At 64.6% G+C, this 26243-nt stretch carries 25 protein-coding genes; 9 read left to right on the forward strand and 16 right to left on the reverse strand.

The window, feature by feature from the left end; all coding sequences use genetic code 11:
* Positions 1-75: 75 nt before the first annotated feature.
* From AWB66_RS09030 to AWB66_RS09040, 3 genes are all read right to left on the reverse strand, one after another.
* Positions 76-768, reverse strand: coding sequence for a FadR/GntR family transcriptional regulator (locus AWB66_RS09030; RefSeq protein ID WP_087629936.1), 693 nt, complete (start codon positions 766-768; stop codon positions 76-78).
* Between the two features lie 127 nt (positions 769-895).
* Positions 896-1717 (reverse strand): 3-oxoadipate:acetyl-CoA acetyltransferase, encoded by an 822-nt coding sequence (locus tag AWB66_RS09035; RefSeq protein WP_087629937.1) that lies wholly within the window; start codon positions 1715-1717, stop codon positions 896-898.
* Between the two features lie 248 nt (positions 1718-1965).
* On the reverse strand, positions 1966-2247 hold the full coding sequence (locus AWB66_RS09040; RefSeq protein ID WP_087629938.1) for a DUF3303 domain-containing protein: 282 nt from the start codon (positions 2245-2247) through the stop codon (positions 1966-1968).
* A gap of 299 nt (positions 2248-2546) precedes the next feature.
* Here AWB66_RS09040 and AWB66_RS09045 point away from each other — a divergent pair, with 299 nt between their 5' ends.
* The gene (locus AWB66_RS09045) at positions 2547-3224 is read left to right on the forward strand and encodes a DUF3313 family protein (RefSeq protein ID WP_159462897.1); all 678 of its coding nucleotides are present in this window, start codon (positions 2547-2549) and stop codon (positions 3222-3224) included.
* A gap of 38 nt (positions 3225-3262) precedes the next feature.
* Here AWB66_RS09045 and AWB66_RS09050 read toward each other — a convergent pair whose 3' ends face one another.
* Complete coding sequence (locus tag AWB66_RS09050; RefSeq protein ID WP_235021052.1) at positions 3263-3565, reverse strand: hypothetical protein; 303 nt, start codon at positions 3563-3565, stop codon at positions 3263-3265.
* Between the two features lie 404 nt (positions 3566-3969).
* Here AWB66_RS09050 and AWB66_RS09055 point away from each other — a divergent pair, with 404 nt between their 5' ends.
* Positions 3970-4272, forward strand: a complete 303-nt coding sequence (locus AWB66_RS09055; RefSeq protein WP_087629941.1) for an EF-hand domain-containing protein — start codon at positions 3970-3972, stop codon at positions 4270-4272.
* Between the two features lie 122 nt (positions 4273-4394).
* Here the strand turns inward: AWB66_RS09055 and AWB66_RS09060 are convergent, their stop codons facing one another.
* The 3 genes from AWB66_RS09060 to AWB66_RS09070 all read right to left on the reverse strand — a co-directional run bounded on the left by AWB66_RS09060 (position 4395) and on the right by AWB66_RS09070 (position 7312).
* Complete coding sequence (locus AWB66_RS09060) at positions 4395-5561, reverse strand: MFS transporter (protein WP_087629942.1); 1167 nt, start codon at positions 5559-5561, stop codon at positions 4395-4397.
* Positions 5558-6352, reverse strand: a complete 795-nt coding sequence (locus tag AWB66_RS09065; RefSeq protein ID WP_087629943.1) for a DeoR/GlpR family DNA-binding transcription regulator — start codon at positions 6350-6352, stop codon at positions 5558-5560. The genes AWB66_RS09060 and AWB66_RS09065 overlap by 4 nt, the downstream gene beginning before the upstream one ends.
* A 108-nt stretch (positions 6353-6460) precedes the next feature.
* Positions 6461-7312: an alpha/beta fold hydrolase gene (locus tag AWB66_RS09070; RefSeq protein ID WP_087629944.1), complete on the reverse strand. Its 852-nt coding sequence runs from the start codon at positions 7310-7312 to the stop codon at positions 6461-6463.
* A 102-nt stretch (positions 7313-7414) separates the two neighbouring features.
* On the opposite strand from AWB66_RS09070, the gene AWB66_RS09075 reads away from it, so the two are divergent.
* The gene (locus AWB66_RS09075) at positions 7415-8266 is read left to right on the forward strand and encodes a LysR substrate-binding domain-containing protein (RefSeq protein WP_200818953.1); all 852 of its coding nucleotides are present in this window, start codon (positions 7415-7417) and stop codon (positions 8264-8266) included.
* 33 nt (positions 8267-8299) lie between these two features.
* Here the strand turns inward: AWB66_RS09075 and AWB66_RS09080 are convergent, their stop codons facing one another.
* From AWB66_RS09080 to AWB66_RS09090, 3 genes are all read right to left on the reverse strand, one after another.
* Positions 8300-8941 (reverse strand): glutathione S-transferase family protein, encoded by a 642-nt coding sequence (locus tag AWB66_RS09080; RefSeq protein ID WP_087629945.1) that lies wholly within the window; start codon positions 8939-8941, stop codon positions 8300-8302.
* Positions 8942-9072: 131 nt separating this feature from the next.
* Positions 9073-10617, reverse strand: coding sequence for a methyl-accepting chemotaxis protein (locus AWB66_RS34960; RefSeq protein WP_087629946.1), 1545 nt, complete (start codon positions 10615-10617; stop codon positions 9073-9075).
* Between the two features lie 149 nt (positions 10618-10766).
* Positions 10767-11156 carry a nuclear transport factor 2 family protein gene (locus tag AWB66_RS09090; protein ID WP_087629947.1) on the reverse strand — a complete coding sequence of 130 codons (390 nt, stop codon included), beginning with the start codon at positions 11154-11156 and terminating at the stop codon, positions 10767-10769.
* Positions 11157-11354: 198 nt separating this feature from the next.
* Here AWB66_RS09090 and AWB66_RS09095 point away from each other — a divergent pair, with 198 nt between their 5' ends.
* Entirely contained in the window at positions 11355-12350 is a 996-nt protein-coding gene (locus AWB66_RS09095) for a GlxA family transcriptional regulator (protein WP_087630021.1), read from the forward strand.
* Positions 12351-12380: 30 nt separating this feature from the next.
* On the opposite strand, the gene AWB66_RS09100 is transcribed toward AWB66_RS09095, so the two are convergent.
* A complete protein-coding gene (locus tag AWB66_RS09100; protein ID WP_087629948.1) occupies positions 12381-13142 on the reverse strand; it encodes a bestrophin-like domain in 762 nt (253 codons plus the stop codon).
* 120 nt (positions 13143-13262) lie between these two features.
* Positions 13263-13979, reverse strand: a complete 717-nt coding sequence (locus AWB66_RS09105; protein ID WP_087629949.1) for a YdcF family protein — start codon at positions 13977-13979, stop codon at positions 13263-13265.
* A 433-nt stretch (positions 13980-14412) separates the two neighbouring features.
* On the opposite strand from AWB66_RS09105, the gene AWB66_RS09110 reads away from it, so the two are divergent.
* The 5 genes from AWB66_RS09110 to AWB66_RS09130 all read left to right on the forward strand — a co-directional run bounded on the left by AWB66_RS09110 (position 14413) and on the right by AWB66_RS09130 (position 20555).
* Positions 14413-14664 carry an acyl carrier protein gene (locus AWB66_RS09110; RefSeq protein WP_087629950.1) on the forward strand — a complete coding sequence of 84 codons (252 nt, stop codon included), beginning with the start codon at positions 14413-14415 and terminating at the stop codon, positions 14662-14664.
* Positions 14661-15941, forward strand: coding sequence for an acyl-CoA dehydrogenase family protein (locus AWB66_RS09115; protein ID WP_087629951.1), 1281 nt, complete (start codon positions 14661-14663; stop codon positions 15939-15941). Before AWB66_RS09110 ends, AWB66_RS09115 begins: the two co-directional genes overlap by 4 nt.
* A 2-nt stretch (positions 15942-15943) precedes the next feature.
* Positions 15944-16999: an amino acid--[acyl-carrier-protein] ligase gene (locus AWB66_RS09120; protein WP_087629952.1), complete on the forward strand. Its 1056-nt coding sequence runs from the start codon at positions 15944-15946 to the stop codon at positions 16997-16999.
* Entirely contained in the window at positions 16996-18072 is a 1077-nt protein-coding gene (locus AWB66_RS09125) for a DUF1839 family protein (protein ID WP_087629953.1), read from the forward strand. Before AWB66_RS09120 ends, AWB66_RS09125 begins: the two co-directional genes overlap by 4 nt.
* A gap of 62 nt (positions 18073-18134) precedes the next feature.
* Positions 18135-20555 (forward strand): glycosyl hydrolase 2 galactose-binding domain-containing protein, encoded by a 2421-nt coding sequence (locus AWB66_RS09130; protein ID WP_407642275.1) that lies wholly within the window; start codon positions 18135-18137, stop codon positions 20553-20555.
* Positions 20556-20579: 24 nt separating this feature from the next.
* Here AWB66_RS09130 and AWB66_RS09135 read toward each other — a convergent pair whose 3' ends face one another.
* The 4 genes from AWB66_RS09135 to AWB66_RS33655 form a co-directional block, all read right to left on the reverse strand.
* A complete protein-coding gene (locus AWB66_RS09135; RefSeq protein ID WP_087629955.1) occupies positions 20580-22385 on the reverse strand; it encodes a serine aminopeptidase domain-containing protein in 1806 nt (601 codons plus the stop codon).
* Between the two features lie 87 nt (positions 22386-22472).
* Positions 22473-23729: a glycosyltransferase gene (locus AWB66_RS09140; protein ID WP_125469693.1), complete on the reverse strand. Its 1257-nt coding sequence runs from the start codon at positions 23727-23729 to the stop codon at positions 22473-22475.
* A gap of 33 nt (positions 23730-23762) precedes the next feature.
* Positions 23763-25016, reverse strand: a complete 1254-nt coding sequence (locus AWB66_RS09145) for a glycosyltransferase (protein ID WP_159462898.1) — start codon at positions 25014-25016, stop codon at positions 23763-23765.
* The gene (locus tag AWB66_RS33655) at positions 25013-26239 is read right to left on the reverse strand and encodes an MATE family efflux transporter (RefSeq protein ID WP_159462899.1); all 1227 of its coding nucleotides are present in this window, start codon (positions 26237-26239) and stop codon (positions 25013-25015) included. Before AWB66_RS33655 ends, AWB66_RS09145 begins: the two co-directional genes overlap by 4 nt.
* Positions 26240-26243 lie beyond the last annotated feature (4 nt).

Below are 26243 nucleotides of genomic sequence, written 5' to 3' on the forward strand. Positions count from 1 at the left end.
AATGGCGTTCATACCGGAGATTTGTCTAGCAACTTGACCTACGGTGCTGTTCGCTAAGCGTGGCGCTTGAGAATCCTAGTTGCCAAACATCCGGTCTAGCGCGTTCTGCAGATGAGCGGCCATGGCGTGACCGGCGCGGTCCGCGTCGTGCGCGCGGATCGCTTCGAGCACTTCGAGATGCTCGGCCTGCACGAGCCGCTGGCGTTCGAGCGTCTTCACGAGCGACAGATTGCGCGACAGATTCATGCTGAACACGACCTGTTCTTCGATGAACGACATTACGGTAATGAAGAACTGGTTGTGCGAGGCGCGCGCGATGGCAAGGTGGAACGCGAAGTCGTCCTTCGCGCCGATGCCCTGGGTCTCGATCACGCGTTCCAGTTCGTCCCACGCCGCCTCGATTGCGGCGATGTCGCTCTCGTCGGCGTGGCGGGCGGCAAGCGCGGCGGCGCCCGCCTCGGTGACCACGCGAAATTCGTAGCAGCGGCGGATGTCGGACAGCGTTTCGAGCGGCGCGAAACGGCGCACATCCGGATCGGGGCGGCGGCCGACGGTCGTCCCCGAGCCGCGCCGCGTCACGATGATGCCGTCGGCCCGAAGTCGCGCGAGCGCCTCGCGCACGGTCGGGCGCGAGGTGGAGAAACGCTCGGCGAGCGCGTGCTCGGTCAGCAGCCGGTCGCCTTCCTTGAACTCGCCTTCGATGATGCTGTTGAGGATGTCGCTATAGATCCGGTCGGCCAGACCCGATGTCTTGCGCTCGTCGTTCATGTAGAGGCTTCACGGTATGTCGGCGTAAAGCCCCGATTGTAAGGCTAATTATTCGAGTTGTTGTACCGCGGGCGCGCTCCTCGGGTTTATCCGCAGAGCGCGCCGTTTCGGCACGAAGCCGCGACCGTCACATCGAAAGCAGCTTGCGCGCTTCGGCGGCAGTCGCGACCGGCCGCCCATACTCCGCGCACAGGTTCGCAACGCGCTCGACCAGTTGCGCGTTGCTCTTCGCGAGCGTGTCCTTGTCCCAGCGGACGTTGTCTTCGAGACCGGTGCGGCAGTGGCCGCCCATTTCGAGCGTCCAGTGATTCACTTCGAGCTGGTGACGACCGATGCCGGCCGCGGTCCACGTCGCGTCGGGCAGGTTCTTCCTCAGCTGCTCGACTTCGAATTCCAGGATCTCGCGGCGCGCAGGCAGCGCGTTCTTCACGCCCATCACGAACTGCACGTGCACCGGCGTCTTCAACAGGCCCTGATTGACGAGATCGACCGTGCTGTAAAGCATCGCCAGATCGAAGATCTCGATTTCGGGCTTCACGTTGTGGTCGAGCATCATCTGCGCTAGCGAGCGCACGAAGTCGGGCGGATTCTCGTAGACGGTCGTCGGGAAGTTCACCGAGCCCGTCGCAAGCGACGCCATGTCCGGCTTGAGATCGAGCATCGCGCCGCGCTGTTCGAACGACCGTCCGCGACCGCCCGTTGAAAACTGGATGATGATGTCGGGGCAGTGCTTGCGAATGCCTTCCTGAAGCTCGGCAAAACGATGGCGGTCCGAACTCGACTTTTCGTCTTCGTCGCGCACGTGCAGGTGAACCAGCGACGCGCCCGCTTCATAGGCTTCGTGCGTGCTTTCGATCTGTTCCGCGATCGTGACCGGCACCGCGGGATTGTCTTTCTTCTTGGGGACCGAACCGGTGATGGCGACCGAGATAATGCAGGGTTGAGTCATGCTCTTCGCTCCTTTGCGGCTCGGGCTCCGGCGCTCGGGGCCGTCCAGCCGATAATTTTAACTAACTAGTACGTTCCAAATTCTGCAGCAACGGCGCCATCGCGGCAAGCCCGGCAAACCCTAACGCCGGGACCGGAAATTCGCGGAATACATTGCCGGTATTGCGGGCGCGATCCGCGACGAAGTGACGGCGAGAACGCGCCATCGCCCGGTGAACCTGCCCGCAAAAAAGAGGCCCGTTAGCCGCGCTAACCCTGCGCGAGCGCGGTCGAGAGCAGTTTGCCGAGCTGTTCGTCCGTCAGCGCGGGGGTGATTTCGAAGCTCAGCAAGTCGGCCCACTCGTGCACCCACGCCGCGAGCGGTTCGATGTCCGAACACTCGCACACCGCAATCCCTGCCACGGGGCCGACCGCGTGCCACCGTCCGAGCATCTTTACGCCCTCCGGCGGCGCGCCGCCCGTCTTCACGAAGCGCTCGCTCGCCACCTTCTCCACTTCGGGTAACGCGGTCCATCTGGCGATGAATAACATGATCCTGGTCTCCGGGGAGAACAACGCGCAACCGGCTGCCGGTTGCGGCACGCCGGGTCGGCGACCCGTCGACGGCGCTTGGGACACGCGTCGCGAGTCGCTGATTCAGTATAGGAGCCAGATCAACAGATGCGCAGCGGATGAGCGCACCGCTTTGCGAACGCGCGGCGTCACGTCTGAGTAATGAGGCTGCGATGGCACGGCGGGCGCGCTGTAAGGCTGATGGTCTAGAACACAACAGCCAAGCGGCGCACGCAAAAGAATGCCGATCACGACGAGGCCCATCATCAGGAGACGCCATGAAAGAGCCATTGCCTTCGCCCGCGTGCGCATTACGCTTCGCGGCCCCGCTCATGATCGCGCTAGCCGTTGCATGCGGCGCGGCGCGGGCCGACGGTCTGATCGCGCCGGACGTGCGGCTCGCGCCGGTTCCGCAGTTGCCCGGCACGACTGGCTACATCGCACCCGACTACGACACGCAACGCGCCGCGCTGCACAGCATCTACCTCGCGCCGATCGAGATCTTTCTCGCGCCCGATTCGCCGTACAAGGGCATCGAGCCGACCCAGATGGCCGCGCTCACCGCTGCGTTCACCGACATCCTGCGCGCGGACGTGCTGAAGAATGCCGTCCTCGTCGATACACCGCAGGCCGATTCGATGATCGTGCAGGTCGCGCTCACCGACGTGCGGCTGACCAGGCGCTCGTTTCACCCGCGCGACATCACGCCGGTCGGCATCGTGATCAACGGAGTGAAGCGCGTCGCGGGCATCAGCAAGGTGTCGCTCGCGACGATGACCGTGCAGGCCGAAGGCCTCGGCCCCGACGGCGAGACGCTGCTCTTTGCAATCGACAATCCGCCGCCGCGCGGCGATGCCGCACCGGAACCGGTGCGGCTCGACGAAGTGCCCGCGCTGCTCGGCGCGAAGGCGTCGCGGCTGCAGTCGGCGTTCCTCGCCGTCCGCGAACGCCGCTGACGCTGCCGCGCACGCGTTACGTCGCACACGAGCGAACGTCAGTGCATGCCCGCGACGGGCACGACCATCACCGGCTGCGCATAGGTGACGACACGCATCGGCGCGACGGCGTATGCGGGCTGAACGACGACCATCGTCGGGCGCGGCGGCGGCAGCGGAACGACGGGCGCCGCCACCGGCACGACGTAGGTCGGCGCGGCGGGAACGTAGTAGTAGACGGGACGGGGCGGCGGCGCGTAGACGATGGCGGGCGCCATGTAGGTGACGCGCACGACGGTCGAAGCAGACGCGCCTTCGGAGCAGACAAGACCGAGAGCGGCGGCGGCAGAGATACTGATCATACGAAAGTTCATTTGATTCCTCGTGCATCGATCCGGCGGCGATCGGTACGTCGAACCTTCGCGTGGGAAGGCATGCCGCCGGTGGCTCGCTTCGCGAACCGTTGAGGCGCTCGTGGCGCCGACGTTGCAAACGATAGGCAAAAAGCCCGCGAAAGAGGAGCCAAAACCTATTTCATTCGATGTCGCGGGCTTTACGGCGAGGGATCATGTAGTCGCTTAAAGGCGGCGTCGAGCGAGTTCGTCGCCATGACACGCCGCGACACGATTTGTAGCGAGCCGGAAATTGCCTTGCCGCGGGTGGCGTCCCTAGAATGCGTCTGTCAACGGATGACTCGCCTGGAAGAAGCGGCGGCATCCGACGCAGCGAAGCGTTGAATCGATCGATGTCCGACCGGAGAACCCCGATGAAAAAGATGCTGGCCCTCCTTGCCGCGTGTAGCGCCCTTGCCTGTTCGACCGGCGCATTCGCGCAGACCGCGACTCAGCCGATGGGCGCATCGCCGCACGTCGAACACGCGATGCAGCAATTGCAGACCCGATTCTCAAGCGCCAACACCACGCACGACGGCAAGCTGACTCGCGAGCAGGCCGCGTCGGGCATGCCGCGCGTCGCGCAGCATTTCGACGAAATCGACACGCAGAAGAAGGGCTACGTCACGCTTCCGCAGATCGAGCGATTCATGCTGCAACGCGCGGCATCGCATTAAGCCCTACGCCACGATTGCTCGATTGCGCCCATCGCGCTTCATGGCTCGTTGTGCGGCTTGACGTTGCTAAGGCGAGCAGAAGTCACGATGGCTAAGACAAAGGCTAACGGTGTGTCGGCTGGTCAGTGGACCGTCGCCGGGCCTTCGGCGTGACGCACGGCCTTGCCGCCCGCGAAACAGACGACGAGCGCCGCCGCCAGCAGCACGCACAGCGCGAGCCGCAAGCCGACGAATCCCGCGCCGAGCCCGATCAGCGGCGGACCCACGAGGAACCCGGCATAGCCCGCGGTCGCCGCCATCGAGACGCCGATGGCCGGCGTCGCAGTCGAGCGTCCGGCTGCGCTGAAGATTACCGGCACGATGTTGGCAAGGCCGATGCCGACCAGCCCGAAGCCCACGCAAGCCGTGACGACATTCGGCAGGCCCAGCACCAGCGCAAGCCCCACGGTCGCGACGAGTCCGCCGGCCGCGACGACCATCGACGGACCGAAGCGCCGCACCGACACATCGCCGACGATCCGGCACGCCGCCATCGACAGCGCGAACGCGGAGTAGCCGAGCGCGGCAATGCTCGCGTCGCCGCTCAGGACCGAGCGCAGGAAGACGGCGCTCCAGTCGGCCACCGCGCCTTCCACCATCATGCAGAGAAACGCGAGCGCCGCGAGTTTCGTCACGCCGCCGCTCGGCAGCGCGAAGCCGGGAGCGGGCCTCGTCGTGCGCGGCCCTTCCTCGCGCAGCGCGAAGAGCGCAGCCGCGAGCATCAGCGCCGCGATGAAAACGTCCGGCAGCGCCAGTCCGCCGATCACATCCACGCCCGCTTTCTGAAGCATCGCGCCAGTCGCGGCGCCGAGCAGGCCGCCCGCGCTCCAGCCCGCGTGAAACGACGACATGATCGGCGCGCGCCATTGCGACTCGATGGCGCTCGCGTGGCCGTTCATCGAGACGTCGAGTGCGCCGTTGGCCGCGCCGAGCACGACCAGCACCGCGCACAGCGACACGAGGTTCGGCATCAGCGCGGGCAGCGGCAACGCGACGACGAACGCCGCCGCGAGCAGCGCGGTGGCGCGGCCGCTGCCGAAGCGGGGCGCGAGCTTGCCCGCGAGCGGCATCGCGATGATGGCGCCGAGCGCGAACGCAAAGAGCGCGAAGCCGAGTTGGGTGTCGCTGACGGCGAGGCTTTCCTTGATGCGCGGCACTTCCACGGCCCAGGCGCCGATCCCGAATCCGTTGCCGAGGAAGACCGCGAGCGTCGCGATGCGCTCGCGCCCGAGGTTGACGGGCCGCGTCATGCCGATGCCTCCATCACGTTGCCGCAGGCCGCCCGCAACTGCGCGAGGCGTTCGGCGGACAGTCCGGCTTCGACGATCAGGCAATCCACCGCCGAGGCCGGCGCGACCACGAACGGCGCGGCCGTCATCAGCTTTTCCGATGTCGCCGCGATCGCGACCACGCCGCTCGACTTCACCATTGCACGCTTGAGTTCGGCCTCTTCGGCGTCGAAGGCGGCGACGCCTTCGGCCGGATCGAACGCGCACGCGCCGAGAAAACAAACGTCGGCGCGGATCTGCTGGATTTGCAGGAGCGCGGTAGCACCCGTCGCGCCGGCCGAGCGCGCATCGACCCGGCCGCCGATCAGGATGACGTCGAAACCAGGCCGGTCGAGCAAACGCGCGCACGCCTGCGGCGAATTCGTCACGACAGTCAGATTGGCGTGGTCTGGCAGCGCGTTTGCGATGGCGACGTTCGTCGATCCGGAATCGAGCAGGACGACCTGACCCGGTTTGACGATCGACGCAGCGGTCGCGGCGAGGCTCGCCTTCCTGTCGACGGCCTCGCGCATGCGGTCCGACGCGCTGCGGTCGGCGGGCGATGCGAGCAGCGCGCCGCCGTACACGCGTTTGCAGTGTCCCGCGTCCGCGAGATCGCGCAGATGGCGGCGAACCGTGTGCTCGGACGTGCGCAATTCGGCTGCTAGTTCCGACGCCAGCACGCGGCCATGCATGCGCAGCCGGTCCAGGATCAGCCGTTCGCGTTCGTCGGGGAGAAGTCCGTCGAGGGCGTCTTGTCGGGTTCGTTGCATGGGTCGGTTGCGCTCGTGGTGCTCGTGTCTCGTAAAAACACGCATTAACGGGCACAACATATCACAATCGAGTACGCGCAACACGACCAATCGAGCAAAAACGAGCGCTTACGCGCTAACAAACGCCTGCACGAGCCGATTGAAAGCGCCCGCATTCGAGACGTTCATCCCATGCGACGCCCCCGCGATCGTCTCGCGGTGCGCGAAGTCGACCCAGTTAACGAGCTTGTCGACGTTGTTGCGGAACATGCGCGGACTTTTTTCGCCTTCGATCAACAGCGTGCGGCACTTGACGTCGCGCGCCGTCTCGCGCGAATAGGCGGGCAGCGGATCGCGCAACTGCTTGGGCAGCGTCGTCGCGTTGTCGATCGCCATTGCGCGAAAGCTCGCCGGGCTTCTGCGCCACGAGCCGGGCGTGCTCACCGAGTCGACGAAAAGTTCGAGGCCCGCGTCGATCTCGCCGTCCTCGATCATCGCCGCAACGCGCGTGCGCAACGCATTGGTCGCCGGCGGCAGCGCGGCGTCCGGCCTGCCGTCGATCTGCAACGGACCGCCCGGGTCCGCGAGCGTGAGCGTCCGGACGAGCCGCGGATGCCGGCGCGCCAACTGGAACGCAACGCAGCCGCCGCGCGAGTGCCCGACGAGATTGACCGGCGCGACGTCGATCGCCTCGATGAACTCGGCCAGTTCCGCGACGTGCGTCTCCCAGCCGAACTCGCCCTGGATGCACGCTTCGCTCGCCGGCCAGTAATGGCTGAGGCTCACGGAGATGCAGCGGAACTGCTTCGACAGCGCGGCCGTCTGCGCACTCCAGTAACGGTAGTCGCAAAGCGATCCATGCACGAACACGAGCGGCGCGCCCTCGCCCGCCTCGACGTACGGAACGCAAATGCCCGAGGCAATCGTCGCAAACGAGATGTCGGGCACAGCCAGCAGTGAGAGATCGGTTCGCGCGTTCATCGGTGGACTCCTTTGACGCCACTATGCCGCACGACGATAATCAAGAAAATCGCATAATATTGATGGCATCCATCTACTTTTCTGATAGCAGCGCATATCTCGATGAAGGCACTCGACCTCGACGTGATGGCGATGATCGTCGCCGTAGCCGACACCGGCAACATCAGCCGGGCGGCCGAAGTCGTGCATCGTTCGCAATCGGCGGTGAGCATGCAGATCAAGACGCTCGAAACCGCGATCGGCAAGCCGCTCTTCGTGCGCAAGCCCCGCAGCGTCGTTCCGACCCAGGACGGCGAAGTGCTGCTCACGTTCGCGCGCCGCATGCTCGCGTTGCGCGACGAAGCGTGGGCGGCCGTGGTCCGGCCCGACGTGACCGGGCGCGTGAGCATCGGCGTGCCGGACGACTACGCGTCCTCGCTTCTGCCGCCGATCCTCAAGAAGTTTTCCGCGACGTATCCGAAGGTGGAGATACAGGTGGTCGGCCTGCCGAGCGTCGCGCTCGCCCCGATGGTGAAGGACGGTTCCGTCGATCTCGTCTGCGCCACGCGCGTCAAGGGTCTCTCGGGCGAGTTCATCCGGCTCGAACCGATGGTCTGGGCCGCCGCGCCGAGCGCCCATGAAATCTGGCGCGAGCGGCCGTTGCCGATCGCCGTGTTCCTGCCCGGCAGCGTGGCGCGCGAGAACGCCATTCGCGCGCTGGAGCGCGCGAAGATCAGCTATCGCACGTCGTATGAGAGCCCGAGCCTGCTCGGCCTGTTGACGATGGCCGAAGCCGGTCTCGCCATCGTGCCGCTCGCGCGGTGCGCCGTGCCTTCGCATTTCGCGCTGCTCGGACAGGCGCAAGGTCTGCCCGAGATCGCCGCGCTCGAAGTGGTGCTCGCGCGCAGCACGGCGTCGAAACGGCCGCCGTGCGACTTTCTCGCGGAAAAAATCATTACGGAGTTGCGGCGCTAGGCACGCGCGACGAACGAGCGCGGGGCGGCGCGCTCAGGTGCCAACCACCTTCGCATACGACGGACGCTGCGTCGCCGCCGTGAACCACGCCTGCAACGAAGGCAGTTCCGGTGCGGGTTCGAGCCGTTCCGGATAATTCCGTGCGAGCGAGTACCAGCGCTCGGCAGACAACGCGACACACACATCGGCGAGCGTGAAGCGATCTTGCGCGAGGAACGGCTGGCGCGCGAGCAATGCATCGACGATGCCGAGCATGCGCGCCGCCTGCGCGTGCGATGTCCTGATCGCGTCGTAGTTGCGCTCGTGCTCCGGCGTGCGGGTCAGACCGAGAAACGCGACGCGCAACGTCGACCATAGCGTCGCCAGTTGCCAGTCCATCCAGCGCTCGACGTCCGCGCGCGCGGCGGGATCGGCGGGCAACAGCGAATCGCCGCCGCGCGTGGCCGCCAGATAGCGAACGATGGTGTTCGATTCCCACAGCACGCGGCCGTCCTCGACGAGCGTCGGAACGAGGCCGTTTGGATTGAGCGCGCGGAATTCGGGTGTATCGACCACGCCGAAATGCAGACCGGCGTCGATGCGCTCGAAGTCGCGGCCTTCTTCAAGACCGAGTTCGGCGAGGCACCAGAGCACCTTCTGCACGTTAATGGAACTGCGTCTGCCGTAGAGTTTCATGGAGCGGGTTCGTCCTTGCGAGGCGGAACATCGGGTGGGTGCCGGGCCTTGCCGCGACATGTCGCGTCGCGACGGCGGCGAAGTTCCCAATGATCCACGTACACGCCGCGTATCGCAACTCCCGGGAGACTTCAGGCCGCGAGCCTGAACACGCCAATGGCACGCTTCAGTTCGTCGGCCTGTCCCGCGAGCGCGGCTGCGGCTGCCGTCGCCTGCTCCACCAGCGCGGCGTTCTGCTGCGTGACGGAATCCATCTGCGCGATGGCGACACCCACGTGTTCGATGCCGCGCGTCTGCTCCGACGACGCGGCGGAAATCTCGCCCATGATGCCGGTCACGCGCGTCACCGCAGCGAGGATCTGCTGCATCGTCGCGCCGGACTGCTGCGCGAGGTCCTGTCCTTGAGTCACGTTGCCGACCGATTCGTCGATCAGCGTCTTCACGTCCTTCGCGGCGCTGGCGCAGCGTTGCGCCAGCGCACGGACTTCCGATGCCACGACCGCGAAGCCGCGGCCGTGCTCGCCCGCGCGCGCCGCTTCCACCGCAGCGTTCAGCGCAAGGATGTTGGTCTGGAACGCGATGCCTTCGATCACGCCGATGATGTCGACGATCTTCTCCGAGCTTCCCGCGATGCGGTCCATCGTGGCGACCACGCCGGCGACGACGCCGCTGCCGCTTTCCACCGTCGACGACGCGCTTTGCGCAAGCTGGCTCGCCTGGCTCGCGCTATCCGAATTGACCCGCACGGTGGACGTGAGCTCTTCCATGCTCGATGCCGTTTCGGCCAGCGACGCGGCCTGCTCTTCGGTGCGCGACGAGAGGTCGGTGTGACCGTCCGCGATGTCGCGCGACGCGGCCGTGATGCCGTCCGCGACGAGCTTGATCTGCGCGAGGGTTTCGGTGAGGCGCGACTGCATCGCGTGCATCGAATACATCAGGCTCGCGCGATCGTTGGTGGCGACTCGCACCGGCTCGCTGAGATCGCCATCGGCGATACGCCGGCAGATGACCGCCGCCTGTTCGGGATCGCCGCCGATGCTGCGCAGCACGCCGCGAATGATGAACGCCATCGCGAAGGTCAGCACCGCGCCGATCGCGAAGACGATCGCCAGCGACTTCAGCACGATCGCATAGAACGCGCGGTCGATGTCGTCGATGTAGGCGCCGGTGTACACATGCCAGTCCCAGTCGCGCACGTAGTCGCCGTAAGCGATCTTCGGCAGCGGCTCGTTCTGGCCGGGCTTTGGATACAGATAGGAGGTAAGGTGGGTGCCGTCGAGTCCGTGCTTCACGATTTCCGCGGTGAAATGCTTGCCGGTGCGGTCGACGAGATCGTTGATCTTGTTCTCGGTTTCCGGGCGCACCGGGTTCAGGAGTTGCACCATGTTCGAATCGACGACGAGCAGATAGCCGTTCTCGCCGTAACGCACCGCGCGCAGGCTCGCGAGGGCGGCGGCCTTGGCGTCCGCCTCGGAAACCTTCTTGCCCTGCGCTTCTTTCACATGAAACCGCACGACGCTCATCGCCGATTGCACCTGCTCCGCAAGCGCGGTTTCGCGCTGGTGCATCAGCATCTGGCGCGTCGAAAGCGCGTTGAGCACGCAAAGCAGAATGAGGCTGAGCCAAACGAAGCCGACGGTGCTGATCAGCTTGGCCTTGAAGCTAAATTTTTTCACGGTATGTCTTGGAGAAAGGACGAAGAAGCTGCGCGCCGGTTGTCCGGCACCCGTGCGGATGCCGGAGGACCCAAGCCTTACACCGTGATAACGGCTGCCGCGGCGCCGTCTTTAGTTTTGCTTGCTCGCGCGGCCATGTGTCAGGCAAATCAGAATGCGGTCGGCCCGACTGCGCCGACCCAGCGCTTCACCAGCGTCGGATCGGCCTCGTCCATGTAGAAGAAGTGCGTCATGCTCGGCCTGACGGGCTGCGTGCCGGGTTCGTCGAACGTCATCGTCACGATGCCGTGAAAGATCTTCAGCGACGGGCTATCGAGATATTCGACGACATCGTGATGCGCGGTGAATCCCTTGTCGATGAACTCGCGAAGGTGGTTGCGGATTGCCTCGCGTCCGTGCCAGTCGGCGACACCGAGATTGCATACGGCATCTTCGGCGAAGCAGTCGAAGCCTTTGCCGAAGGTCTTGTCGTCGATCTCCTTCCACATGTCGAGCAGCCATTGAGGCGGTGCGGTCTTCGTCATTGTGATCGTGGTCATGCCGTTCTCCGTGATTGGGGCATTGCTGTGCGTGTTGCGAGGACGCGCTGCACTTCAACCTGCATGCAGACGCTTCCCGCCGACATCAAGCAGAATAGGCGAACCGATCCGCGCTTCGTTGCCATCCTCCCCTCGCTTTCTGCCAGTGCGCCTTACACGCGACACGAAACCCTGTGGCTCTTGGAACACAACGCCGACATGCCAAAGCAACGCGTAGACGAACCTGACACGCCTCGTGTCGTCGAGATACTGGCCTACCCGTCCGTGCAATTGCTCGACGTCACGGGTCCGCTTCAAGTGTTTGCATCCGCGAACGATATCGTCGCCGGGGCCGGTAAAAAAGCGCCCTATGCATTGAAGATCGTCGCGCCGGAAGGCGGGCATGCCGTCACGGCATCGGCGGGTGTGGGACTCGTCGCCGATCCGCTTCCAGCCATCGGATCGCCAGTGGACACGTTGATCGTCGCCGGCGGCGAGGGCGTCGATCTCGCGGCCATGGACCCCCGCCTCGTCGACTGGGTGCGCGCGCGAGCGGGCGACGCACGCCGCGTCGCTGCAATCTGCACGGGGGCGTTCCTGCTCGCCGCCACGGGGCTGCTCGACGGGCGGCGCGTCGCCACGCACTGGCAATACTGCGCGGAGCTGGAGCGGCGTTTCCCCGCGCTGAACGTGGAGCGTGAACCGATCTTCGTTCACGACGAACCGGTCTGGACATCGGCAGGCGTGACGGCCGGCGTCGATCTGGCGCTCGCCCTCGTCGAAAAGGACTTAGGACATACCGTTGCGCTGGCGGTGGCCCGCTATCTCGTCGTGTTCCTCAAGCGTCCCGGCGGCCAGGCGCAATTCAGCTCCGCCCTCTCGCTTCAAATCGCGGAGGACAAGTTCGGGGCGCTGCAAGGCTGGATCAGCCAGCACCTCGCGGACGATCTGTCGGTTCCGGTTCCCGCGGACAAAGCCGGCATGAGCGAGCGAAGTTTCAGCCGACATTTCGCGCGCGCCACCGGCATGCCGCCCGCGCGTGCGATCGAACGCCTGCGGGTCGAGGCCGCGCGTAGCCTGTTGCTGGAAACGCGCTTGCCGATCAAGCGCATTTCGCAGCGATGCGGCTTCGGGTCGGAAGAGACGATGCGTCGCAGCTTCCTGCGCGCGCTGGAAGTGACGCCGCAAGAGTATCGCCTCAGGTTCGGGACCTGACGCGGCGCAGGTGTCGCGGCTTGGGCTTAGTCAATGACCGAGCCGGGCAAGCGCCTCCCTCATCGGACCCATCGACACCCTGACGATGCCATCGAGCGGCGTGTCCATTTCGAGGATCAGGAAGATCGCGCCGGAAGCCGAGAGCGCGCACAGCAGATACGCTGCGATGATCGTGCCGTTGCGCGGCGCGAGCAGTCCGAACGTCCCGAAGATGATCGCAAGCCAGCAGACCAATACGACGAGGAGCGGCTTCGGCAGCGTGCCTTCGCGTTGCAATAGCGCAAGCGATCGCGCGGCAAAGACGTCGTCCGTGATACGCAGCGCGCGCGCCTGCAGGTCGCGCTCCACGTCGCTCGCGGGAACGAGCGCGGCAACGCTCCGTTGAAACTCCACCATGCGTCCGATGACTTCCGGATTGTCGAGACGCGCCGAGCGCGTACCACCCGACGAATCGAGCAGTTCGATCCATGAGGCGTAGTTGTTCCGCAACGTGGTACGCAGCGGTTCGGTCTGCGACCCGTACTGCGCGAGGACGCTGTCGAGCCGCACCATGCTCGCCGCATTGTGGATGAGATCGTTTTCGACGGTATCGAACGAGCCCTTCGCCGACGAAATCAGCAGGCCGAGCACCAGCGCGGCGATCGTTGCAACGAGCCCGATGCCGAGCTTGATCGCGCCGCTCGATTCGTCGCTCAGGTGATGCGCCGGCAAATGGTCGCGCAAATAGAGGCCGAGCAGCACGCTGGCCGATACGCAGACAAAGACGATCAGAGCGATGATGACGTGGTTCACGCGGCGGCACTCCTGTCTTCCCGCTTAAGGCCTGCGTCGTCGATTTCGTCGGGGCAGTCCTTGATTAATAGCACAAACGCCGGCGTGGCCGTTTGCACGCTCACCAACGCCCGCGTGACATCAGTAGAGTCCGAGCCACTGCCAGATCCGAAAGCGTATGACCGCGGCGATCTCATGGAGCGCACTGTCGGAGTCGATCCACCCTTCGGGATGCGGCACCCACCACGAATACGGATTGCGCACGCTCGCGACATACGGTTGCGGGTGCAGACCGAACGCTTCGAACGAGAGCAGCGCGCGCCGCATGTGCAAGGATGACGTGATCAGCACCATCGAGTCATAACGATCCTGCCGCAGCAACCGATCCACATTGCGAGCGTTCTCGTAAGTGTTCATGCTGCGATCTTCGATCAGAAGATCGGAAGATTCGATTCCGGCCTTGAGCAGATACGGCGTGTACACCTCGGCTTCGGTGCGTCCGTGATGCTGTGGGTCGCCACCACTTACGATCACCCTACATACTGTTTCGACTTGCCGACATTGCTTGTAAAGCCGCGCCGCCGCTTCGATGCGCGCGCCGGTATCGCCTCGCGGCACGAGGCGATTGCTGGCGTCGAAGGTTGTGCCGCCGCCGAGCACGATCAACGCCATGCGCGGCTTGAACGTGGGCTCGACGGTCGTGTCGTGGCCGGTCTGCGCGAGCCGCACGAGCGGCCCGGCGAGCCAGCTGCCGAGTAGCCAGAACACCACCCCGCCCGCGATCAGCACCGGCAGGCGATGTCCGCGCCAAAGCACGAAGAGCGCGACGTAAATGACGAAGAGCGCGAAGAGAACCAAAGTTTATTGTCCTTAACAAACGAGTGCGACAGGTTACAGAACGCGTCCGCATGCGAGCGCCGGCGCACGGCAGAACGTGCGCATCGAACAGATCATTGCAGCGAAGCGCGCATCGCATCGTACACAAAGGCTCATATCAAAGCCCTGGCTTCATCGACATGTGTTGCTTCGTGCGTCGACTGCCGGAATTTCGTGCGCCATCGCACGGACGCGCATCCCGGCTAATTCGTTAAATACGATCATACAAACGGCATCGCTCGTCGCCCAACGAGAGATGTCACGCGCCCGAGTGCGATGTCCCGACAGCCGGACAATCCCGAGACCGGTCGAAGGCTTCGGGCAAGCGCGCGCATGACCTTGCGCGCGGCCTTCAGGCGAACACTCGGGACATCACAGAACCGATTCTCTCGGTAGGGCCTCACGGGGAAGCAAAATGAAAACTGAACTGCGCCGCATCCTGTCCGAATCTGCCCGACTCGACGTCCCGGTGGATTCGCTTGGCGACAGCGACGATCTCTATGCTGCGGGACTATCGTCGCTCGCCACGGTGCATGTGATGCTCGCGATCGAAGACGAGTTCGGGATCGAGATTCCGGACCGCATGCTCACGCGCCGCCTGTTCTCGAGCATCGACGCGCTGGCCGCAGCGATCACCGAACTGCGTCGCTCGCAGGCGGCAGCATGAATGCCAGCACCGAGGCATTGGGCAACGCAGAGTCGATGCCGGCCCTGATCTACGGCAACGGCGGGCAAGCGCCGCGCGACGAAGCCGCGTTGCTCGAAGCTGTGCGCCGGGTCGCCGCGATATCGGCCGTTCATGCCGATGCCGTCGACCGCGAAGCGCGCTTCCCGCGCGAAGCGTTCGACGCGATGCGCAACGAGCGCTTGCTCTCCGCGATGATCCCGCGCGCATTCGGCGGCGACGGACTCGCACTCGATGGCGTCGCGCGTCTGTGCGAAGCGCTGGCGCAAGCTTGCGCCTCGACGGCGATGATCTACGCGATGCACCAGAGTCAGGTCGCGTGCATCGTCGATCACGGCGCGCAGGTCGCATGGCAGCGCGATCTGCTCGCGCGCATGGTCGACGAGCAGTTGCTGCTTGCATCGGCGACGTCGGAGGAAACGATCGGCGGCAACATGCGCACGAGCGCCTGCGCGGTCGATCTCGTCGACGATGCATTCTCGATCGAAAAGCTCGCGCCCACGATCTCGTATGGCGCCTATGCCGACTGCATTCTCGTGACCGCGCGCCGTCATCCGGACGCGCCGCCGTCGGACCAGGTCCTGATCGTCGCGCCGCGCGATACGTTCGAGCTCGAACCGCGCGGCACGTGGGACACGCTCGGCATGCGCGGCACGTGCAGCGAAGGACATCGGCTGACGGCACGCGGCACCGCCGAGCAAATCCTGCCGGCGCCGTTTTCGAAGATCGCCGACGAAAGCATGCTGCCCGTCTCGCATACGCTGTGGGCTGCCGTATGGATCGGCGTCGCGGCGGACGCGGTCAATCGCGCGCATCACTTCTTTCGCAATCAGGCGCGCGGCAAGCCGGGTGCACTGCCGCCTTCCGCGTCGCGGCTCGCGCAGGCGGTCACGCTCCAGCGCATGATGCAGGCGCGTCTGAAAGCGGCGCTCGACGCGGTCTCCGAAGCAGACGTCGAGCGCACCGCGAGGGAGGCTAAAGAAAGCGACCAGGTCGACACGCCGCTCGGCGCATCGATCGGACTGGCGTCCGACCTCAACATGCTCAAGCTCGCCATTTCGACGACTGCGATCCAGGTCGTGCAGGAAGCGCTGATGATCTGCGGCATGGCCGGCTACAAGAACGACACCGAATTCAGCGTGGGGCGGCATCTTCGCGATCTTCTTTCCGCGCCACTGATGATAAGCAACGACCGCATCGAGTTGAACACGGCCAATCTGCTGCTCGCGCAGCGGCACGCCGTCACGGGGACAAACTAAAAATGAACATGCCGAATGAACAGGCCGCGCTCGCCGTGGCCGAAGAAAGCGCACACCCGCAGCAGCCCTATACCGGATCGGACCCGACGCTGCGCTCGCGCCTCGTCGAAGCCGGCATCCTGATCGAGACAGGGGAGAACGGTCTCTATGGACGCAGCGAAGTGTTCGAAGATGTCGTCGAGCGACTGAACAAGGTCATCACGCTGCTCGGCGCGGACCAGCAGGCGGAAGTGCTGCGCTTTCCGCCCGCGATGCGCCGTCACGACTTCGAGGACAGCGAATACCTGAAGAGCTTCCCGAATCTCGCGGGCAGCATTCATGCGTTCCAGGGCAACGACCGCGGTCATCATCGCCTGCTCGAAGCGCTCGACAGAACGATCGCCGTCGGCGACGAGGAACGCTCCGACGAATGGATGGACCAGCAAAAGCCGACTCGCCTCGTGCTCACGCCGGCCGCCTGCTATCCGGTGTATCCGCTGATCGCGCGGCGCGGCAAGCTCGCCGAAGCGGGCGCCATCGTCGACGTGTTCGCGTACTGCTTCCGCCATGAACCCTCGATCGATCCGAGCCGCATGCAGATGTTCCGCATGCGCGAGTACATCCGCGTCGGCAGCCCGCAACAGGTGATGGCGTTCCGCCAGAAGTGGATCGAGCGCGGCTCGATGCTCGTGCGACTGCTGCAATTGCCGTTCGAGATCGATCTCGCCAATGATCCGTTCTTTGGACGCGGCGGCAAGATCGTCGCCGACAGCCAGCGCGAGCAACAACTCAAGTTCGAACTGCTCGTGCCCGTCGCGACACCGGACAAGCCGACCGCCTGCCTCTCGTTCAACTATCACATGGAACACTTCGGCGAGATCTGGAAGATCAAGCAGGCGGACGACCAACTCGCTCACACCGCATGCGTCGGCTTCGGCATGGAGCGCACCACGCTAGCGCTGTTCCGCCATCATGGCCTCGATGTCGCGCAGTGGCCCGCACCGGTGCGCGCGCTCCTCTGGGGCGACGCCGCGCCGATGATCGCCGAGGGACTCGCCAGCCTCGGAACGCCCGCATGAACACGCCCTCGCCCGCTGAAGCCGTGGGCGCGCAGGGCGCCGCGGTCGCGCCGGTAGCGTCGGTCGAATCGATCGAACCCGTCGCGGTTCCGGCGTTCGAGGCCGCCCCGCGCGCGCTGGCTCGCGAAGCGGATCGCCACGCGTTGCATCAGGGCGAACGCGTCTGGCTCGAGACCAATTGCTACGTCGATCTGTGGATCGAGTTGCTGCACGACTTCGGTCTCGATCCGCGCGCGGCGCTCGGCTTTACCGTGCTGCAGGCGTTCGAAGGCGATCAGTTCACGTTCCCGAAGTTCTTGCTCGACGATCTCGCGACGCTCTATGGCGTGCAGGCTCAGGAGCTGGCGATCTACGACACGCTCGAACGCCAGGTACAAGAACAGACGCGCCGTGGGCATGTCGTGATCGTCGAGGTGGACGCGTTCTATCTTCCCGATACGCGCGCGACGAGCTATCGGCAGACGCATTCGAAGACCACGATCGGGATCAAGCGCATCGATACCGGCGCGCGGCAGATGGAATACTTCCACAATGCCGGCTATTTCACGCTAAGCGGTGAGGACTACGACTATCTGTTTCGTCTTGCTTCCGAACTCGCCGGCAATCCGCATGTGCTCTTTCCCTATGCCGAGTTCGTCAAGCGCAACCGGCCTGCGTTAAGCGATGCGTCGCTCGCCGACGCTTCGGCGAGCCTCCTCGCGATGCATCTCTCACGGCGTCCGAACAGCAATCCAATCGGCGAGTGGCGCGCCGCCTTCAAGGAGCACGTGCACGCGGTGCTGAACCGCGACGTCTCGTACTTTCATCTGTATTCGTTCAACGTGATGCGCCAGTTGGGCGCGAACTTCGAATTGCTGTCGACGTATCTTGGCTGGCTGCGCGAACGCGGCTTCGATATTCCCGATAGCCTTGCGAAAGATGCGCAGCACATCGCGAGCGAATCGATGGTGATGCAGTTCCGCCTCGCACGGGCGCGCATGCGGGCGCGTCCCGACTTCTGCGACGATTGCCTCGACGGTCTCGAAGCGTCATACGAACGCGTGATGACGCCCTTGGCCGCGCTCTTCTCGTGAACGGCAGGCCGCGCGAGCTCGACGCCGGATGGCAGTGCGTCACGACTGCGGCCGGTGCGTTCGTGTCCCCCGCCGAACTCGATTCTGTCAGCGGATGGATCGACGCGCCCGTACCGGGAACGGTGGCGTCCGCGCTGCGTGCAGCCGGGCGGCTCGACGAAAACGCGGAGCACGCGTTCGCGTTCAGCGACCACTGGTATCGCGTGCGCTTCACGGCCGATGGTGCCCGGACGCTGCGCCTGAACGGTCTCGCGACAATCTGCGAAGTCTGGCTCGACAACCGCAAGCTCCTCGATACGGATTCAATGTTCATCGAGCATGACGTCGATATTCACGTCGATGGCGAAGCAACGCTTCATCTCTGCTTCAGGTCACTAAGCGCCGCGCTCGCGTCAAGGCGCCCGCGTGCCCGTTGGCGCCCCCGCCTTGCGCAGCCCGCGACCTTGCGCAACGTGCGCACGACGCTGCTCGGCCACATGCCCGGATGGTGTCCGCCGATTCAGGCGGCCGGCCCGTGGCGTTCGGTGCAACTCATCGGCGATACGCGCGATTCGATCGATCGTGTCGACATTGCCACGCGCTTAGACGGGGCGGACGGAATAGCGGACGTGACCGTGCGCTTTCATCATCCGCAAGATGCGCACGCGGTCCGCCTGCATTGCGCGGAAGCTTCTGCCGATCTTCGCTGGAGCGATTCACGCACACTGACGGGCAGCGTGTGCGTGCCGAACGTGCGACTGTGGTGGCCGCATACGCATGGCGAACCGACGCTGCACGCGATAAGCATGCAATCCGAAGACCTCGGTGAAATTGCGCTCGTGAGGGTCGGCTTCAGGCAGATCGCGATCGATCGCGGCCCGTCGAACGATGGGTTTCAGATCGTCGTGAACGGCGTGCCCGTCTTTGCGCGCGGCGCATGCTGGACATCCGCTGACCTCGTGTCGCTGAATGCTTTGCGCGAAACAATGAAGCCGACATTCGACGCGTTGCGTGCAGCGGGGATGAACATCATCCGCGTGGGCGGAACGATGCTCTACGAGTCGGACACGTTCTACGAATTCGCCGACGAAACCGGCGTGCTCGTCTGGCAGGACTTCGCCTTTGCGAACTTCGACTATCCGGACGACGACGCCTTCCGCGCGACCGTGGAGCGCGAAGCGCGGCAGTTTCTTTCGCGCACGCGCCGCTTCGCTTCGCTCGCGGTGCTATGTGGCGGCAGCGAAGCCGACCAGCAAGCCGCCATGTTCGGGCTCTCCCACGCGCAGGGAAGTCAGCGGCTCTTCACCGAGCACTTGCCTTCGATCGTCGCGGCGGCACGTCCGGACGTGCCGTATGTCCGCAACTCGCCGTGCAGCGCGGAAGCCGACATCCACGTGCCTCCGTTTGCAACCCGGTCGGGCGTCACGCATTACTATGGGGTCGGCGCCTATCAACGTCCGCTCGACGACGCGCGTCGCGCGCAAGTGCGCTTTGCGTCGGAGTGCCTGGGCTTCGCCAATGTGCCCGACGATGTCGCGCTCGCTTCGATCCCGGACGCTTCGCGGCCGCACGAACCGCGCTGGAAGCAGGCGGTGCCGCGCGATCCGGGCGCGCCGTGGGACTTCGACGACGTGCGCGAGCACTACATGCGCTCGCTCTATCACGTCGATACCGCGCGCCTGCGCTATGAAGATCCCGAACGCTATCTGGAACTGTCGCGCGCCGTGGTCGCGGATGTGATGAGCGCGGTGTTCTCCGAATGGCGTCGGGCCGGATCGTCGTGTGCGGGCGGCATCGTCTGGCAGTTGCAGGATCTGCGCGCGGGTGCGGGCTGGGGCATCATCGATGCGCTCGGCGTTCCCAAGAGCGCACTGCACGGCCTCGCCGGCGTGTTGCAGCCGATCCAGGTCGTCATCACCGATGAAGGGCTCGACGGCCTCGACCTGCATCTGATCAACGAAAGCGCGCGCGATGTGCACGCGCGAATCGAGCTCGCGTGCCTGCGCGATGGTGCGACGAAGGTCGCCGGCGCATCGCGCGATGTCGTGCTTAAAGCGCGTAGCGTCACGCGGCTCAAAGCGACCCCTTTGCTTGGTCACTTCTTCGACTTCACTTACGCGTATCGCTTCGGTCCGCGCGCGCACGAAGCAACCGTCGTTACGCTGCGCGACGCGGTGAGCGGCGAAGCGATCTCGGAAGCGTTTCATTTCCCCGACATGTCGGCGAGCGACCGGCACGAACTCGGGCTCACTGTCGAAGTGGAGAAAGCTGGGGCGGGCTGGCAACTCGTCGTCGCAGCGACGCGGCTTGCGCGCTGGGTGCACGTCGTCGACCCGAACTTCCATGCGGCCGTGGACTGGTTTCATCTTAGTCCTGGCGCGACGCGCCGCATTCCGTTGATCGCTCGCAACAAGACTTCGGCATCGTTCCATGCATCGACGCCCGATGGCGAAGTGCGCGCGCTCAATGCACGGCGCTCCGCTGTCTATCGGGCAAGCCAATAGCACTCACCCGACTGGCTTTCGCGCCTAGGAAATGGCAGGCGTTCCGTCCGGCACCGGCGCGTCCTTCGACGTCACGCTCATTTCCTTTAGCAGCGTATCGCACAAAGCGATGACCTTCGCCGAACTCGCCGCAGCGAAGAGCGCGTGATCAATATCGTCGAAGACAGCGACACGCACCGATTCATAGCGCGAAAGACGCCTGCCATGCTTGCCGAAATGCGCGGCCAGTATGTCCATGCTGCTATCGAAGATGCCATAGACCAGCACCGTGCGAACGCCTTTCTCATTGAGCGCATGCAACATCGCGCCCGGCTCGGCCGGCACTTCTTTCGACGATGCAAACTGACGCCGGTCGAGTCCGAGCGCATCGACGACGCGCGTACGCACGCGTGTCGTCAGATTGCTCGCGATGAACTTCACGATGGGCATGATGCGCCGTTCGCCCCGGAACACGCGCTTCCACTTCGCCGGTTCGAACACAGAGATCGCATAGCCGGCCAGCGAATTTCGCGCGGCATCGCGCGGGCGATCGGGCGAAGGCGGCTGCGGCATGGTGAACGTGGGAATGTTGACCGTGACGACGCCCGTCAAAGCAGGTTCGACAATCGCGGCGCGCAGTGCGTGATACGCGCCCGAGCAGATGCCGAACGACACGATGTTGCGAAAGCCCTTGGCCGCGAGCCAGCGCGCTGCATCGGCCGTGTCTTCCGTGGCGCAGGGCGCATAGATGTGCGTGAACGGCTTGCCCGGCTTCACGTCGCCCTCTTCCGCCGGACTGTCGCCGCGACCGCGTGCGTCATAACGCAGCGATGCAATGCCGCGCCGCGCCAGCTCACGCGCGATACGCACCGAAAGCCTGCTGTCGCCGACATGCGCACTCGCGGACGTATTCGCAATGAGCAGCACCGAGTTACGCGCGAGCACGGTGCGCGGCTCGCAAAGAATGCCGAACAACTGACGCTCTCCGATAAGCACCGGCCGGTCCACCGCTTCGGGTGTTTCGATCATCAGATCGCCGGACCATGACGCGGACCCGGGCGACACCTGCGCACTGCGCGCGCGACCCGGCGCGATCCATTCGATGACACTCGCAAACGTCTTCGCCGGCAGTTCGGAGAGCACGCTCTCCTGAGCGAAGGCCGTGAATTCGTCGAAGGAAAGATACTCGACGCTCACGTCGTGTGCGATCAGCGCCGAGCGCAACGATTCGCTCGCGGCCGCCCTTACGTGAGCGATCAGCACACGTGCGGCCGGCTTGCATGTGGTGCCATGCATTATCGCGGCGGCATCGAATGTTTCAAGCGACAGCTTGAGTTCGTCGCTGTAGATCTGACCGAGTACGTTGAGCGGTCCGCTCGCGGGCTGCACGGCCTGCACCGGCGCCGGCAGCTGATCGAACCACGTCTTGCGGACCATCGTCAGTTCGCGCAGGTAGGCGCGGCCGCTGATCACGGGCGCGAGCAGCACGATGTCGTCGACGGGACGGTGCCGCGCCGCACTCAGCACGAGCGCTGCGCCAACCCGCAGGCCGCATAGCGTGACATGCGCGACGCCCGTCTCCTGCCTGAACCATTCGATGGCGGTCTCGATGTCGAACACGGCGGACTCGAACTGGTCCGCCGTTCCGTCGGCGCCCGCCGAGTCTCCGGTGCCGATATAGTCGAAGCGCAACGCCCAGATGCCGCGCGCCGCAAGTTCTTCCGCCATGTGACGCATGCCGTTACGCGTCCACACGGACTCGTGGCCGAGCGTGTTGCACAGGATCACGCCGCGATCGCCGCGTCCTTCATGCAACCACCCGAACCGGCCCCCGAAGACTATTGGTTTCATTATTGTTCCCTCGTGCCCTCGATCGCGTCGAGTGTGAGCCGACATTGTCCGCGAGCCGTCGCACACTCGATTGTTATCGCGCGCACATTACAAATGTAATGGCTGATGCGCAGGCATCGGCGGTGCTGCGGGCTGCATCTGAATGGCGGGCGACAGCGCAAGAAGATTGCGCCAGCGCGTGGAAAACGCGGTCACGCTGTAGTGGGCCTCGCAATAGGCAGCGAACTCGGCGGCTGCATCGAGCACGGCGTCGAGATGGCTCGACGGGTCGGTGACGAAGCGTTCGAGGTCCGCCTCGCTCATCGCGAGCGAGGCGTCTTGAAAGCCGAGACCTTCGTACGCGGTCGCGTTGCCTACCGGCGGACACCCATGCGAGATCGCTTCGAGCACCTTCGACTTGATGCCGCCGCCGAGGAATGCCGGGCACATCGCGATGGAACCGGAGGTGTACACATCGTCGTGCGAAGGCGCGAAGCCCGCGAAACGAACGTTCGGCACGGCATCGTACTCACGCACCATGCGCCCATAGACGACGAGCGGCGTGCGCGGCGCGAGGCGCTTCCATAGTCCAAGCAGATAGTCGATGGAAAGCCGGTTCTGCAACTGGGTATCCGAACCGATGAACACGAATCGAAGCAGATCGGCAGGACGCGCCAAAGGTCTCGTCGATGTCATCGGTGGCGCGATCACATGGACCTTGCGCATCGCCGTCCGCGAATCGAGCAGCGCTCCTAGGGCTTGCGCGTCATCCGACGAAACCAGCGTGACCGCATGCGCCGCTTCGACCGCCTGACGCTCGTGTCCTTGCAGGCAATATCGCTCGTATCGCAGGAACGCCTGGCGGATGAAACTCGCGTTGGCAAGCCTGACGAGCGGTCCCGGAATCGACTTCGTCAGATAGCCGGGAGAGACCGGCAAGCGCGCATCGTAAAGCATCGCGGCACGGCGCGACATCAGATCGTCGAAGTCGAAGATGATCGGCCTTCGCCCGATCAGCACGCGAATGCCCGACGCATAGTCGACGAGCCGGACGCCGTCGAGATAGACCACGTCGGGCTTGAACTCGGCGATCATCGCAGCGAGTTTGCGCTCCTTGCGGCGATCCGCGAACATCGCGACCTGAAGCGCACACGGTGCGCCTGTCACGATACCCCGCATCAGCCTGATCAACGCCGCCATCTTTGCGGCTGAGCCGCCCGATTCAAACAGCGAGCGGATCGTGAACTCGCGCAGTTCCACTTCGCTTCCGATCGCATCCCGGATGAAGCGCAGTGTTCGCTCGCGCCCGTTCGTGGCCTCGGGAGGGATGTCCCGCGTCATCACCATCAATACCCGCTTTCTCATGAGCAACCCCGTGCTTGTTCTTTACACCGCTTGTTATTTGTCGGACACATCGGCCTCGACTTTGCGATCGATCGCCCGTCGCGAGCGTGCCGTTCTGGAACGTGCCGTCACGGCCGACATCAGTACCCTTTCCAGCTCGACCGCCTGCTTTGGCGGCACGAAGCGCTCGCGTTGCGCATGGCAACGCGAGGCCATGTCCGCATAGAACGCGCGATCCGTCGCCATGCGTTGGATGAGTGCGCCGAGCGCACCGGTATCGCCTTTCGGCACGACGAGTTCCGGCATGCCCTCGTAAACCTCGGGCAAGCCGCCCGAAGCGAACGCAATCGATGGCTTGCCGAACTCCCACGGCTCTATCGCGACGATGCCGAAAGGCTCGTCCCACATCGATGTGACGACGACGAGGTCGACGATTCCATAGAATGCCTCTCGGTCCATGAACCCGTGGTGCTTGACCGTGAGGCCAGGGTACTGGCGAAGCAAATCGGGCAGGACGCCTCCCTTGTCCCTGCCGGCGATGTGCAGTTCGGCATCCTGAACGTTCGCGCGCTTGACGCTCTCCAGCAACGGCGCGATGCCCTTGGTTTCGTCGATGCGTCCAATGAAGCCGATGCGAAACGGCGTGCCCGGCGCACCCGGAAGCCTTTGCATGAACGAGATCCTTGCGGGCGCGTTGTGAACCACGCTGCGCTCGCTTCGCGCAAAGAAGCCGAGTTCGCGATGACGCTCTTCCACGAAGCGGCTCACGCTGACGGAATGACTCACCAATCGCGACAGCCACGCCTTCGGTCGCGCGAAGCTGCGGCACTGGCCGCACGGCGTCGAACACGAGTGCCCGTTCTTGAACATCGTCGAGCGCGGGCAGACGAGCCAGTAATCGTGATTGATGTGCACGACGGGAATACGACGCAACCACGCCGCAATCCACATTGCCGGGCCAAGTCCCTTTAGCGTATTCGTGCAGAGCACGTCGGCGTCCAGTTGCTTCAGCTTGCGCACCGCCATCACAAGCACGAGCGGATTGAACAGGTCGATCACGCCGAACAGTGTCTTCTTGAGAAAGCCGCGTTCGGTATGGGCAAACTGGTTGTAGACGTTCACGTTCGGAAGCAGATGCACGTCGATGCCGTCCACGACCGCGCGGCTGCCCGCTCGCGTGTCGGATAAGGTGAGCACGCTGACTTCGTGTCCGCGCGCGCTCAGTTGCAGCGCGAGCGCATGGACCATCACTTCGGCGCCGCCCACGACATTGGGAGGAAAGCGATTGGCACTGAGGCAGATCTTCATGCGCGCTCCGTGCGGTGAAGTGCGAAGCCGAAGGTGATCGCCCAGAACACCACGAGCGACACCGCGGTGCCTGTCGCGGGCGCGTACATCATGAGCGAGCGCGGCATGAGCACCGGTGCCGCCGCGATGGCCGCGACGGTCATCGCCTGCTTGATCATCACGAGACGGTAGCGGCGCGCGGCAACGAGCCAGGTGCTGAGTCCCGCGTCGGCGAACGTGGCGATCGCGCATGCGGTCGCATAGATCATGACCGGCACGCCCGCTTCGAAGGCCGGTCCGTAGATGAGCAGGAACACGCGTTCCCCGACGAAGATGCTGCCGATCCACGCGACCGCACCCACCGCGGCGAGATAGAGCGCGAGCTTGCTCGCCCTCGCGACGAGTTGCCGTTCGTTGCGCGCGGCATAGACCATCGTCGGAGCGAGCGCGAGCGCGAGCGTCGTACCGACCGAATTCCACTGCTCGACGAGCGATGCCGCCGCCGCATAGATGCCGAGATCGGCCTTGGACATCATCACGCCGAGCAACAAGCGATCCATGCGCAGCACGACGACGCTCGCCGCTATCGCGGGCCAGATCTTTAGCCCGCGCAAGACCAGCGTTCGCGTAACGACGGCATCGCCGAGAAGAGACTTCGGCGTGCGGAACGCAAGCGACCGATAGCGGCTGAACGGCGCGACCGCTGCGACGCACGCTTCGAGCGGCCACGCGAACGAAGCAACGACGGCGCCGACCGACGCATGCGCCGCGCCGAGCAGCCACAGCACGCGCACGCCGCTCGCGTACGCCTTCGCCCGCGTGATGACCCACGGCTTGGTTTCCGCATAAGCCATCAGCGAACCGAGCGCGAGCGGTTCGACGATCAGCACCAGCGCCGCGATGAGCGTGAGGGCCGTTGCGCTCGACGAAGGCATCGCGATGGCTACCGCTGCCATGAACAGGATCATCACCGCGACGGTCAGCGTCAGGCGTAAACGGAACGTGCGATAGAAGACGATGTGCCGCAGGCGGCGATGCTTGCCGAGGATCGGTGCGATAGTCGGAGAACCGAAGATCAGTGCCACGCTGCCGACCACGTATGCGAGCGAGAGCGCAAACTGAAGCTCGCCGAAGAGCTGCGCTCCATAGATGTTCGCGAACAGATGGTTGCTTGCGATCGCCGCGAGCGCGCCGACGATCTTCTCGCAGACCACGCCCGAGAACGACGAAAAAAGGAGTTGCACGAGT

Source organism: Caballeronia telluris, from assembly GCF_001544495.1.
Taxonomy (GTDB): domain Bacteria; phylum Pseudomonadota; class Gammaproteobacteria; order Burkholderiales; family Burkholderiaceae; genus Caballeronia; species Caballeronia telluris.